Annotated in this window: 13 protein-coding genes; 5 read left to right on the top strand and 8 right to left on the bottom strand. The window is 42.6% G+C overall.

Translation table 11 applies throughout. The features are described from left to right. Positions 1-459 (top strand): hypothetical protein, encoded by a 459-nt coding sequence (locus AAEY75_RS10385; RefSeq protein ID WP_352259539.1) that lies wholly within the window; start codon positions 1-3, stop codon positions 457-459. A 114-nt stretch (positions 460-573) separates the two neighbouring features. On the opposite strand, the gene acnA is transcribed toward AAEY75_RS10385, so the two are convergent. The 3 genes from acnA to AAEY75_RS10370 all read right to left on the bottom strand — a co-directional run bounded on the left by acnA (position 574) and on the right by AAEY75_RS10370 (position 4724). Next, a complete protein-coding gene (acnA, locus tag AAEY75_RS10380; protein ID WP_352259538.1) occupies positions 574-3402 on the bottom strand; it encodes an aconitate hydratase AcnA in 2829 nt (942 codons plus the stop codon). Positions 3403-3716: 314 nt separating this feature from the next. Then, positions 3717-4514 (bottom strand): DUF3025 domain-containing protein, encoded by a 798-nt coding sequence (locus AAEY75_RS10375; protein ID WP_352259537.1) that lies wholly within the window; start codon positions 4512-4514, stop codon positions 3717-3719. A gap of 9 nt (positions 4515-4523) precedes the next feature. Then, entirely contained in the window at positions 4524-4724 is a 201-nt protein-coding gene (locus tag AAEY75_RS10370; protein ID WP_352259536.1) for a hypothetical protein, read from the bottom strand. 111 nt (positions 4725-4835) lie between these two features. Between AAEY75_RS10370 and AAEY75_RS10365 the strand changes: the two genes are divergently transcribed. Beyond that, complete coding sequence (locus AAEY75_RS10365; protein ID WP_352259535.1) at positions 4836-5549, top strand: hydrolase; 714 nt, start codon at positions 4836-4838, stop codon at positions 5547-5549. Between the two features lie 48 nt (positions 5550-5597). Next, a complete protein-coding gene (locus tag AAEY75_RS10360; RefSeq protein WP_352259534.1) occupies positions 5598-6173 on the top strand; it encodes a YchJ family protein in 576 nt (191 codons plus the stop codon). Here AAEY75_RS10360 and AAEY75_RS10355 read toward each other — a convergent pair whose 3' ends face one another. From AAEY75_RS10355 to AAEY75_RS10335, 5 genes are all read right to left on the bottom strand, one after another. Continuing rightward, positions 6174-6635 (bottom strand): type II toxin-antitoxin system VapC family toxin, encoded by a 462-nt coding sequence (locus AAEY75_RS10355; RefSeq protein WP_201549812.1) that lies wholly within the window; start codon positions 6633-6635, stop codon positions 6174-6176. Positions 6636-6637: 2 nt separating this feature from the next. After that, positions 6638-7861, bottom strand: coding sequence for an AAA family ATPase (locus AAEY75_RS10350; protein WP_352259533.1), 1224 nt, complete (start codon positions 7859-7861; stop codon positions 6638-6640). A 73-nt stretch (positions 7862-7934) separates the two neighbouring features. Continuing rightward, positions 7935-8843: a class II glutamine amidotransferase gene (locus AAEY75_RS10345; RefSeq protein WP_201592282.1), complete on the bottom strand. Its 909-nt coding sequence runs from the start codon at positions 8841-8843 to the stop codon at positions 7935-7937. After that, the gene (locus tag AAEY75_RS10340; protein WP_352259532.1) at positions 8844-9188 is read right to left on the bottom strand and encodes a hypothetical protein; all 345 of its coding nucleotides are present in this window, start codon (positions 9186-9188) and stop codon (positions 8844-8846) included. 47 nt (positions 9189-9235) lie between these two features. Next, positions 9236-10405 carry a homoserine kinase gene (locus AAEY75_RS10335; RefSeq protein ID WP_352259531.1) on the bottom strand — a complete coding sequence of 390 codons (1170 nt, stop codon included), beginning with the start codon at positions 10403-10405 and terminating at the stop codon, positions 9236-9238. 190 nt (positions 10406-10595) lie between these two features. Between AAEY75_RS10335 and hisF the strand changes: the two genes are divergently transcribed. After that, positions 10596-11378, top strand: coding sequence for an imidazole glycerol phosphate synthase subunit HisF (hisF, locus tag AAEY75_RS10330; protein ID WP_197101880.1), 783 nt, complete (start codon positions 10596-10598; stop codon positions 11376-11378). Positions 11379-11753: 375 nt separating this feature from the next. After that, entirely contained in the window at positions 11754-12275 is a 522-nt protein-coding gene (gene ribH / locus AAEY75_RS10325) for a 6,7-dimethyl-8-ribityllumazine synthase (RefSeq protein WP_194197873.1), read from the top strand. The last annotated feature ends 204 nt before the right edge of the window (positions 12276-12479 follow it).

Genomic DNA, 12479 nt, shown 5'->3' with positions numbered 1-12479 from the left:
ATGAACGATGATACTAAGAAAAAATTTACTTTGCTACTTGAAGAGTTACTGAATACCAAATGCTCAGAGCCAAGACAAATAGAAATAAACCTTGAACTAAACAAATTATCTCCCGATCCGTTTTGGAGTGACTATATATTCTGGAGTGAAGAGTATGTACACGAAGATGGGAATGTAAACTACGAGGAGTTTTTTGATAAAATTTCTGAGTACCCAAATTCTTACGAGTATAAAACAAAGAGTCGTATTTTAGAACTGGCTCAAAAGCTTATTACTAGAGATTTTTCTGAGATTAGTGAAGCTGACATAGTAAATGAGATCAATGCACTATCTCCTGATATTAGTTGGACGAACTACCTTTTTGTCGATAAGACTTGTTTGAACGATGATGGTAGCATCGATAAAGAAATGTTCCTAAATAAAGTGTTTAAAGAGAGCTGGAATGAGAATTTCAGATAAGTTAAGTAAATAGATTTTCAGTTATTTGCTTTCCCTTTTCTCAAACAATAAAAAAGCCCAATCCTCTACTTTGTCGAAGATTGGGCTTTTTGTCATATGAAGCTTAACTAATTACTAGCCTGCTTCTTTACTCTCAGCAGCCAGCTGACGTAGCACATAGTGCAATACGCCGCCGTGACGCACATATTCACGCTCTTTTGGCGTTTGTAGCATGACATTAACATCAAAGCTTTCAGTTGAGTCATCAGCACGTGTAGCCGTGACTGTCGCTGTTTTGCTTTCACCATTATCTAAACCAGTGATGCTAAACACTTCAGAACCGTCTAGGTTATAGGTCGCTGCATTTTCACCTTCTTTAAAGGTTAATGGCAACACACCCATACCGACTAGGTTTGAACGGTGAATACGCTCAAATGAGCTGGTCAATACTGCTTTCACACCGAGTAAAATCGTACCCTTCGCAGCCCAATCACGGCTAGAGCCAGAGCCATATTCCGCACCACCCAATACCACGAGCGGACGCTTGTCTTCTTTATACTTCATTGCCGCATCATAGATGGCCATTTCTTCGCCATCTTGGAGAGTGGCTTTATCACCATTAAAGTAATAAGTATAACCGCCCTCTTTGCCAGCCATCATCGTGTTTTTGATACGGATATTGGCAAAGGTACCACGAGTCATAACCGCATCATTACCACGGCGTGAGCCATAGCTGTTGAAATCGGCTTGTAGCACGCCACGCTCTTGCAGATACTTGCCTGCAGGTGAGTCTGGGTCGATATTACCCGCTGGTGAGATGTGATCAGTAGTGATTGAATCACCGAATAGACCTAAGATACGTGCGCCTTCGATATCAGGGATACCTTCTGGCTCCATGGTCATGCCATCAAAGAACGGTGGGTTTTTGATATATGTCGACCCTTCATCCCATGGATACAACTGACTATCTGCAGAACTAATTGCATTCCATGCTTTGCTACCTGCAAACACTTCACCGTAGTTTTTGCGGAACATATCTGCGTCGATATTATTAGCAATCAGCTCATTGATCTCTTCTGACGTTGGCCAGATGTCTTTTAAGAACACATCATTGCCATCTTGATCCTGACCCAGCGGATGCGTGGTCATATCAATATCGACCGTACCTGCCAACGCATAAGCGACAACCAACGGTGGTGAGGCTAAATAACTGGCTTTGACGTGTGAGTGAATACGACCTTCAAAGTTACGGTTGCCTGATAATACGGCAGCAGCGACTAGGTCGTTTTCTTCGATACCTTTTTCGATACTTTCAAGCAATGGTCCTGAGTTACCGATACACGTGGTGCAACCATAACCTACTAGATAGAAGCCTGTTTTTTCTAGCTCATCCATCAGCTTGGTTTTTTCTAGGTAATCGGTCACGACTTTTGAACCAGGTGCTAATGACGTTTTGACCCATGGCTTGGCTTTCAGGCCTTTAGCTGCTGCTTTTTTGGCGACTAAACCTGCACCAATCATAACCGCAGGGTTTGAGGTGTTGGTACAAGAAGTAATGGCGGCAATCACGACTGAACCATCACGTAGCTTGTGGTCTTTCTCATCGATACTAACGGTCGAGAAGACCCCATTTGCAGGCTGATAACCATCATCTTGGTCATCGTTCATTTTTGGCTGAGCTGCTAAATGTTCAGCTTGTTCTTGCTCACCGCCCTCTTGGTCAAAGCGTACTTTGCCTTCTACTTCTGACTTGCGATCTTTGGTCATTTTTTCTAACGTTTCACCGAACTTCTCATGCATATCAGACAGATTGATACGTTGCTGTGGTAAGTTTGGACCAGCAAGTGCTGGCTGTACAGAAGACAAATCTAACTCTAGCTTGCTTGAATAAGTTGCAGCTGGAGTATCAGCATCATGCCATAGGCCTTGCGCCTTGGCATACTTTTCGACCAACTCAATTTGTGCTTCATCACGACCAGATAGGCGCAGATAATCAATCGCCATTTGGTCAATTGGGAAGATACCACAAGTCGCACCATACTCTGGTGACATATTGGCAATAGTGGCACGATCAGCCAGTGGCATACTGTGCAAGCCTTCTCCATAAAACTCGACGAACTTACCAACCACACCATGCGCACGTAGCATCTCGACCACACGCAATACCAAATCTGTCGCAGTGACACCTTCAGTTAGCTTGCCTTTCAGCTCAAACCCAACCACTTGTGGAATCAGCATTGATGACGGTTGACCGAGCATGGCCGCTTCCGCTTCGATACCGCCCACGCCCCAACCAAGTACACCAATACCATTAATCATGGTCGTATGGCTATCTGTACCAAATACCGTATCTGGATAAGCTGTCAGCTCACCATCTACATCAGCAGCCATCACGACACGGGCTAGATACTCAAGATTGACCTGATGCACGATACCTGTGGCTGGTGGTACGACGACGAAATTTTCAAAAGCGTTACGCCCCCAGTGTAGGAACTCATAACGCTCATTATTACGCTTAAATTCAATCTTTTCGTTAAGATCTAGCGCGTCTTCACGGCCATAAGCATCCACTTGCACAGAGTGATCGACGACTAGCTCACTAGGGATGAACGGATTGATTTGCTCAGCCTTACCGCCAAGCTCAACTACCGCATCACGCATCGCTGCCAAATCGACAACTGATGGTACACCGGTGAAATCCTGTAGCACCACACGTGCCGGCATAAAGGCAATTTCTTTTGACGCTTCTGCACCTGCATCCCAGTTGGCAACGGCTTCGATATGGTTTTTTCCGACTGATTGACCGCCGTCTTCGTTACGTAATAGATTCTCTAGTACGATTTTCATGCAAAATGGCAGTTTACTGATGTTTTCGTAGGTTTTGGTTAGCGCTGGCAAGCTGTAGTAGGTATGTTCCTTGCCATCGACCGCAATCGTGTCTTTTACATCAAAAATATCACTCATAGTAGCTTCCTTATCGTTGTTATATATCCTGAACATAAGCAGTCTTACGCTTGTGCTGATAACTGGTGGCTAAATAAATCCTTCATCATTGTTTATTAAAGTTAATCGTTATTTAGAATGAGGAGACATAAATCTCAATGAATAAAATGGCTAAATACCTTTTAAATCATTTCTTTATCATTTAACAATAACGTCCTTTTACCATAACAAATATATCAACCTTTGTTAACGTCTAGACGTAGTCAAATCGTGGCACAATCGTAAACGTAACAACGGCTTAGCCACTTATCTACCAATACTTCAGCCATTTCACACTAATTACTTTTTTGACGGCGACCACTACGAAACACATAGTCATCATCGTAAAAACTCGGATCAGCATTTTCTGACCAAAAATGCGGCACACCCAAAATAGGTAACGGTGCAAGCTGGCGCGGTGTAACATCGTTTTTTGATAATAATTCGTCCATATAGTGCGCAACTTCATCATCTAAATAACGCATACGCTCAGCTAACGATAGGGTAAAGAATTCTTGTGCAACATGAATGACAATGCTGTGAGCGCATAAGGGTTTTCGCGGGTATACCAACTGCTCAAGCAAAGCATGCCCAAAGATATAGACCGCTGCTTGTGCATGGCTATTAGACTGTTGAGGGTCGTCCCACTTAGCACGCGGTGCTACTAAACTTGCCTTCCAATCAAACCCAATCAACGCTTCACCAATATTTGGATCTGCCGTGACGAGCACTGCGCCATTCTCATCAAAGACAGTAATGGTATCGCGCACACGCCCTCTACTCGCATTGATACCCTGCGCAGCTATTTCTAGCATATGATAATAATTGAGCAATGCTTTAGTTTTCGGAAAGGTCAGCCAAATACTGCCGTTAAATAAATCGTGCAAATTATCACGCGTCGGGATATTACCAGTCGTTGCAATAAAGCTTTCATACGCTTCGCCTTCAGGCAGCGCATCCTGTGAGACAAACTTTAGAGTATGGGCTTGATTATTATGAGTGGGCTTAGTCGTTGGTAGCTCTACTTGCCCATGACTGCTCTGCTCATGACTGCTTTGCTGATTAAATGCATTGTTTAATACACCCGCAATCACATCTATTGGCTAACCCTCATACGCTACAGCATTGTTTTGTTCACTTAATGAACTTAGACTTTTAATGATTGCGCTGATGATGCTCAGCTGATTTATATGGCACATCCATGGCACTTGCCAATCAATGTCAGCGAAGCTTTTATCCAGCATAGGTGAGATCTCAGATAAAACATCAGCATCAAGGGTAACGGGGGAATCAGTGGTAAGCATAGACGCGTTCTCTGTTAAGCATTTGGCTACGCTATGGTATCATGGTGCGCTTTTTTACTGCTAGATACGCCGCTCGAAAGGTCTTTTTGAGCGTTATGGATAAATGATTTTATGGCAAATTTTAATACTCACCTAAATGTCGCTTTTATGGTCAGCGGCACACTGAGTTTGACGGTTTATAAAGCTGGATTGATTGATGATTCAGGCTTTTTGGTGTGCGTGGCGCTTGGGACTATTGGCGGGTTGTTACCGGACTTAGATTCTGATAATTCCACACCGATTAAGCTCGGTTTTAATATTACCTCGTTTATATTTGCCTTTGGTCTCGTCATGCATTGGCGCAGTGATTTGAGCTTACTTGCATTGATAGTATTGTGGCTAGCTGGCTACGGTTTTATGCGTTATGTGGTCTTTCATATTTTCACTACTATGACTGTGCATCGTGGCGTCATCCACTCTGTGCCGTATATGGCGATACTGGGATTAGGTCTGACGTGCCTAAGCTATTATGGGGCGCAGCTCCCACTGACGACCAGTTGGTTTTACGGTTTATTCTTATTCGGCGGTGCGATGGTACATTTATCACTGGACGAGCTGTATAGTGTCAATTTATCCAATATGAAAATGAAACGCTCATCAGGCACTGCGATGAAGTTTTATAAACATGACGACAAATGGTGGTATCTATTGCTATATACCTTGCTCGCTATACTGGTCTATATGGCACCACCTTTTGAGGCGTTTTGGGCGCAGCTACGTGATCCTACTCCTTGGGCACAGCTCAAAGTCGGCATATTGCCAGAGTTAATAAAGAGCATGCTGTAATAAAAGCACCTCAAAGCCGTAAAATCCAAACGAAAAGTAGAGTAACTCATGCAATCTCATCTAGTTACTTGCCCTTGCCAAATCAATCTAGCATCAGAATCTGCAAGCTCAACGCTACTTTATAAAGATTGCTGCCAGCCTTATCATGAGAGTCTTTGTAATGAAGAAGTTGATCGAGCAGATGGCATCTATGCAGACTCTGCCGAGCGATTGATGCGTACGCGCTATAGTGCCTTTGTATTGATTAAGCCAGAGTATATCGTCAAGACTACGCTACCCGCACAGCAAAAATTTCTTGATATTAAAGCGATTGAGAGTTGGGCAAAAGAGACGGACTGGGCAGGATTGGAAATTGTAGAGCACATGCCAAAGCTGGGTAAACGTCATGCGCAAGTTGAGTTCAAAGCGTATTTTAATATCAAAAATAATACAGCTAGTTTAGAAGAGAAAGTGCAGGCGCATCATGAACTGTCTGCCTTTGTAAAGGTTACAAATAAAGCTAATCATGATGCATGCTGGTATTTCTTAGACCCGACGGTTGCGATGACTATCAGCCAAAAGCAACCGTGCATTTGTGGATCGGGTGAGAAGTTTAAACGGTGTTGTGGGGTTTATTTGGGTTAGTTATAGCGCTTGATAACGCTCGTATAAACCTTCCATTTGATCTATGTGCTTATCATTAGATAGTAGCTCAATACCATTAATTTTAGCCGTAGCAAAATGAAACACATCAAACTTTCGCTTTTCTAAATTCTTTGGTATACCTTTGCTATCTGCTTCATATTTGTCTAAACGGTATAAATTGGTCGCCAAATCCGTAACGTCTTTACTGATATCTAGCCATGTAAATTCTTCAACAGCTGCTTTAAATTTATTAAAATCTTCACTCTCATTCTGACCAAACTTTCTTAAAAACTCATATCGCAGCAATGGTGTGATGGCCAGCTCGACATTATCATCATTGACGAGTGCTAATAAATCCATCAGACGCTCAAGAAGATCGACATCATTTTCATCAATATTCTTACCTTCCAAGAGATAAGTCAAAAAGTTTGAGTCCAGTAACTTCGCAATTTCTGTATCCATTATTATTGCGTTCCTTCTTTAAGCTCATTGATCCGTTTTTCTAACAGTTCAGTCAGTATTTTTTTAGCATTTTTTTGCTGTGGCGCATTATCACGCGCTAGCTTAAGCTTATTAATATCAATGTCAAAAGCATCTTTTAGCAGGTCTACAAATGCAGCGTTATTTGGATGCTCTATCAGCTCAGTTTTGACCACGCCATCTTCTTTATCACGGTATAACTCATAAGCTTCGCCATGTTGCAACTGACTTAAAACAATAGCGGAATGGGTGGTGATATAAAACGTTGTATTAGGAAATAAACGCTTTAAAACAGGAATAATAGTCGCTTGCCATTTAGTATGTAGATGACTTTCGATTTCATCAATGAATACCACGCCTTTAACACGAGCAATATTGGTTTCATTGGTGAAATAACTATAACCTGCGATGATAGATTGCATGATTTTAAGAATTGAAGCAAACCCGCTAGAAAGCTCAGATAATTCGGTTTTTTTATCAGAAACTTTTATAAATACGCGATTATTTCCTGATATTTCAAGGAATTTACTATCAATTCGTTCGTCAACCTTGTTCAATAAGTCTAGCAACGTCGTGATTTCTACTTCACGGTTGTCTTCAATAGCTTGGTAAGGATTAGCGGACCGCGCACGTTGGCTGACCCATTTTTCTATATCAACGTTCATATTAAGATTATTTAGGTTTGTATGCTCAATATGTTGATTAATCATATTGAAGTATTCATTGATGCGTTGCCGTTTACTACCGATGCCGTCATCTGAATGAGATTTAAGATATTCTTTTTCGGTTTTTTGCTTATTATGTATACCTCCTCTATCTTGAGCACCTAAAAAGACAACAGGTAAGTTGTGATCATTCATACCTTCAAATGCTTGAGCAAGCAGATCTTTGCGATTATCAGTCATTTTTTTGGACCAACTGATAAGCGCATTGTCACTATCACTAGTTACTGACTCCCGTCTTTTGATAGGTATATTATTAGTGCGAAACTTTTGGTAGCCTCGATGAGCTCCAACACCTATGAGCAAGTTTCTGGTAGCATACTGCTCGTTATATGCCAAGCCTGCCTTAAACAAAGCCTCCAAACATTTCGTCTTGCCAATACCGTTTTCACCAATCAGGCAATACACACTTTGCTTTGGCTGTAAGCTCAAATGCACATCACCGATACCTACCAGTTGTTTTATTTGAATGTCATTGCCCAACATGGCTTCACCTAATTTTTATTAAACTATTAATTTTATAGTGGAACAACCAATTTAAAAATACAAATCAACCATCCTAAACACTCGCCCCAACAGCTCTAGCGATTGCAATCCCTTCATCAACGGTCAAAAACTTGCGCTGGCTTGGGCTGTCTTTATAAATCACATCGCCATCTTGAAATATTAAGCATTCATTAACCGCTAACTGTTGCCATTTTTCATTTTCAGTCAATGGCACGGTGACTAAAATAGTGACCTTATCAGCATCTGTGGTTACATCGCCAAAATTAATTGCCAAGTCATCGTCAGCCAATTTCGCTTCACCAAATGGTGCTTTACGTGTGAGATAAAATAATAAGCTACCCGCATAAGCCAGTTGCCACCTGCCATTTGATATCAGGCAATTAAATAAACCGTTGGCAGATAAATAGCGACACTGCGTGGTCAAAAAATTAAACAGTGTCTGATCATCAGGACGAGTTTTAAAGCTGCTTTTTAGGCGATTGACCAAATAACAAAATGCCATTTCAGAGTCAGTTGAACCAACTGGTTGGCAGTGTGAGCCATTACCATTGTCTTGTAAGCGCTGACAGCGTTTAATGAATTCGCTATTCATCTGCCCATTGTGCGCAAACACCCACTGCTCGCCCCAGACTTCACGGACGAATGGATGCGTATTGGCCAAGCAGTTCTGGCCTTGGGTGGCCTTACGGATATGCGCAATGACGTTCATGGCTTTAATTGGGTAGTTATTGACCAAGTCGGCCACTGGTGACAGATGGCTTGGGCGATTGTCATGAAACAGACGCAGACCTGTTGAGTCATTTGCCGCTTTATCACTATTCACACAGTCACTGCGTTCAAAAAACGCAATCCCAAAGCCATCTTCGTGGCTGTCAGTCATACCACCACGCTTGCGAAATCCTGCAAAGCTAAAGCCAATATCCGTTGGGGTGTTGCTGTTCATTCCTAAGAGTTGACACATTTAATCGTTACCGCCATTATTGTTATTAAGCAAATCATCATTTATTATCGGGTTGCTTTGAGTAGAATTGCTTTGAGCAGCAGATAACGCATCAAAGTCCGCATCACTCATCTCATCCAGTAAGGCCGCACCATCAGCTGGAATGGTCGCTAGGATACGTTGAGCTTCTGCCAAATCCGTATCTTGTACCCACAGCACTGCCCCTGAGTTCATACCAGGTATACTACTCAGCGCTTGCATCGATACTGTAATGTTATTATTTCTCAGCAAATTGGCATGCAATTCGCCCTGCATATTGGTGTCGTAGCGTGCCAGCTTGTGCCAGTTGTCAACTTGATCGGTCATGGGATCGCCTTATAGTTTTGGTACCAGAATAAATGAATAAGCAATGCTTACGACAATTGATCCAGCGTATATTCTTTGATTGCGAACTCACTACTATTGCTCAATTTTTCACGGGCTTGTTCAGCTTGCGTGATGCTGCTAAACACACCGATTATTTGATTGTCTGATGTAATTCCAGAAAGCACAAATACGGTGTTTTGCGATTTTTCAACATGCACCCAGTGATAAGCGGCCAGACGTTTCATCAAGTCAGGGTTTTTGACCATGATGTTATCACCCGTACGACCTTCAGTACGGTTGTAATGGATGACGTTTAAACGTAGCAACCAAAATATCACTGCCGCTTTGGCTAGCATAACAGGCAACGCACGTTTTTCATCAATGCCAAGTGAGCGTTTAGACTCATATCCTTGCAAGAATGCCGCCATTTTACTGCGGTCAAAATTCACTGACTCGCCTTGCTCAGCCATGCCCCACGTAGTACAAAAGTCATTAATGGTAATGGCAATGTCCATTACATAATGCTCAACACTGACCTCGGTAAAGTCTAATAAACCAGTGAGACGCTCCTCCCCTTTTTGCAGATTCCATAGAGTGTTGTCCGCAAACATATCCAAATGACACAAACCATTTGGCAATGTTGTCAGTGGTAACTCTGTGTAAGAGCACCAAATATCACTCATCAACTTGGCTTCGTCACCCGGCATAAACTGCATTTCACGATCGCGTACATCTGCCCACGGGTATAAAGGCACGCCATACTGCTCAGCAGGCTGTAATGCTTGCAACGTCTCATGCAACATCGCTAGCGCAGCACCGATATCATGGCACATCGCTTGCGTGGTTTGCTCTGGATGCGACCCTGCTAGGCATGGCACTAGCGTAATAGCTTTGTCTTCGTAATGAATGACATAGCGTTTATCATCGCCATTCGCTTGAGAACCATTTGATTCAATAACGGATAGCGGTGCAGCAACAGGTAGCTTGCCATCTAACTGATTAAGAATGACCGCCATTTTTTCGATATCAGCAGGTGGACGCTCTTCAAATAAAGTTAATACATAGGAGTATGCACCATCTACATCATCAGTCGTTTGAATAAACCAGTTTGAGTTTTTTATCCCTTGGGTAATCGGAATGGCACGCACGAAAGACACGCCAAAGCTCTGGCAAAAGGCGGCAAACTGGTCATCGGTTAACTGGGTATAGACGGACATGACATCTCACTTTTAGCAATTGAATAAGAAGTTAAATAGAATAGATTGAGGCGGTAATCACAGCAATTGTACCGCGCATGAGCAAACTATGGCGAAATGCATAATAATCTTACGAAAACCTGCCTGAGACGGCAGTGTTTTTGCTAGACTAGCGCCTATAGAATGAATTGATTATAAGGTGAAAGACCCTATGTTAGCAAAGCGTATCATTCCTTGTTTGGACGTTGATAATGGCCGTGTGGTCAAAGGCGTGCAATTTGTCGATATCAAAGACGCAGGCGACCCTGTCGAAGTGGCCAAACGCTACAACGAACAAGGCGCTGATGAGATTACTTTTTTAGACATTACGGCGACCAATGATGAGCGCGATACCACTTATCATACCGTAGAGCGTATGGCTGAAACCGTATTCGTCCCGCTCACAGTCGGCGGCGGTGTGCGTAAAATCGCTGATATCCGCAATTTGCTCAATGCTGGCGCGGATAAAGTAGCGATTAACTCAGCAGCCGTGTTTACCCCAGAGTTCGTTGGTGAAGCCTCGCAAAAATTCGGCAATCAATGTATCGTCGTTGCCATCGATGCTAAACGTGTCGCTGATATCAATGTTAATGGCATTATCGTACCACGTTGGGAGATTTTCACTCACGGTGGTCGTAAGCCAACTGGCATTGATGCGGTTGCTTGGGCCAAGAAAATGGCTGAGCTGGGTGCAGGCGAATTATTAGTCACCTCGATGGACGGCGACGGTACTAAAAAAGGCTATGACTTAGCTCTAATGCAACAAATCACTAGCCAAGTGAATGTACCAGTCATTGCCTCAGGCGGCGTCGGCAACTTACAACATTTGGCCGAAGGCGTATTAGAAGGCGGCGTCGATGCGGTACTCGCAGCCAGCATCTTCCATTTTGGTGAATACACAGTACAAGAAGCCAAAGCATATATGGCAGCGCAAGGGATACAGATGCGTTTATAGTCAATCACATATAACTCAAATATAGCGTTAGGCGTGCTGAACCTACTATTTTTAGTATTTTCACTCGCCTACCCTGTATTTAAATGTGATTAAGCCGACCAAGGCATATTGAACATTCGAACCTGGCAATGCCCATTTATAAATGTCTAATATGCCCCATATAACACACTGGTAAAATACAAATAAATTAGAAAAAAATGTTATCATAGCGCTAACCACTTATTTTCGTTCATTTAACTGCCGGTTTCTTTGATTATCAGTATCTATTGAATAACAAGCCAAACAATCGAACCTGTTATCTGAACACATCACTATATTTAGCGACTCATTTACGCCCACATCTTTATTAAAAGCCAAATAAGCAAAGGATTTTTTATGTCAAATCTACAACAGCAACGCAATGACGTGACTCATATCGACGGTAATTTACATCAAAACAAAGACGTTCGTATTGGTATCGTAGTCGGTCGTTTTAATGGTTTTGTGGTTGAATCATTGGTAGATGGTGCAATTGATGCACTACTACGTCATGGTGTATTGGGTAGCAATATCACCGTGATTCGTGTGCCTGGTGCTTTTGAATTGCCATTGGTTGCCCAACGTGCCGCTGAGTCTGATCGCTTTGACGCGATTGTTGCTTTAGGCGCTATTATTCGTGGTAGCACGCCGCATTTTGATTTTGTTGCTAGCGAATCTGCAAAAGGCTTGAGTGCTGTAGCGATGGATTATAATATCCCTGTTGCAAATGGCGTATTGACCACTGATAGCATTGAACAAGCAATTGAGCGTGCTGGCACGAAAGCTGGTAATAAAGGCTCAGAAGCGGCAATGGTTGTCATAGAAATGCTTGCTGTCTTATCACAGTTAGATATTGATGACGAAAGCGATGACGCTTAGTTTTATTGACCGTTAGTATTGACCACTAGACAGTGCCTATTTGACTGTCTAGCGGTTTTATTAGCACAGATAAGCAGTGCTATTTAAGCAGCATCTATAAGTAATATTGTTTGTGAATTTGATGAAGGTTATGGTTGTTACCATAGCCCTAACCCTGTAACTCCAGTATCCAAGACTGACTGGCAAAACGTGCCAGCCGACCAC

This window comes from Psychrobacter sp. TB55-MNA-CIBAN-0194, assembly GCF_040309505.1.
In the GTDB taxonomy this organism is placed as follows: domain Bacteria; phylum Pseudomonadota; class Gammaproteobacteria; order Pseudomonadales; family Moraxellaceae; genus Psychrobacter; species Psychrobacter fozii.
This window is presented reverse-complemented; position numbering and strand designations above follow the sequence as displayed.

What these genes read in the sequence shown, in the direction of transcription:
- AAEY75_RS10385 (WP_352259539.1), top strand. Translation starts at nt 1, where the DNA reads ATGAACGATGATACTAAGAAAAAATTTACTTTGCTACTTGAAGAGTTA.
- acnA (WP_352259538.1), bottom strand. Translation starts at nt 3,402, where the DNA reads ATGAGTGATATTTTTGATGTAAAAGACACGATTGCGGTCGATGGCAAG.
- AAEY75_RS10370 (WP_352259536.1), bottom strand. Translation starts at nt 4,724, where the DNA reads ATGCTTACCACTGATTCCCCCGTTACCCTTGATGCTGATGTTTTATCT.
- AAEY75_RS10365 (WP_352259535.1), top strand. Translation starts at nt 4,836, where the DNA reads ATGGCAAATTTTAATACTCACCTAAATGTCGCTTTTATGGTCAGCGGC.
- AAEY75_RS10360 (WP_352259534.1), top strand. Translation starts at nt 5,598, where the DNA reads ATGCAATCTCATCTAGTTACTTGCCCTTGCCAAATCAATCTAGCATCA.
- AAEY75_RS10355 (WP_201549812.1), bottom strand. Translation starts at nt 6,635, where the DNA reads ATGGATACAGAAATTGCGAAGTTACTGGACTCAAACTTTTTGACTTAT.
- AAEY75_RS10350 (WP_352259533.1), bottom strand. Translation starts at nt 7,861, where the DNA reads ATGTTGGGCAATGACATTCAAATAAAACAACTGGTAGGTATCGGTGAT.
- AAEY75_RS10345 (WP_201592282.1), bottom strand. Translation starts at nt 8,843, where the DNA reads ATGTGTCAACTCTTAGGAATGAACAGCAACACCCCAACGGATATTGGC.
- AAEY75_RS10340 (WP_352259532.1), bottom strand. Translation starts at nt 9,188, where the DNA reads ATGACCGATCAAGTTGACAACTGGCACAAGCTGGCACGCTACGACACC.
- AAEY75_RS10335 (WP_352259531.1), bottom strand. Translation starts at nt 10,405, where the DNA reads ATGTCCGTCTATACCCAGTTAACCGATGACCAGTTTGCCGCCTTTTGC.
- hisF (WP_197101880.1), top strand. Translation starts at nt 10,596, where the DNA reads ATGTTAGCAAAGCGTATCATTCCTTGTTTGGACGTTGATAATGGCCGT.
- ribH (WP_194197873.1), top strand. Translation starts at nt 11,754, where the DNA reads ATGTCAAATCTACAACAGCAACGCAATGACGTGACTCATATCGACGGT.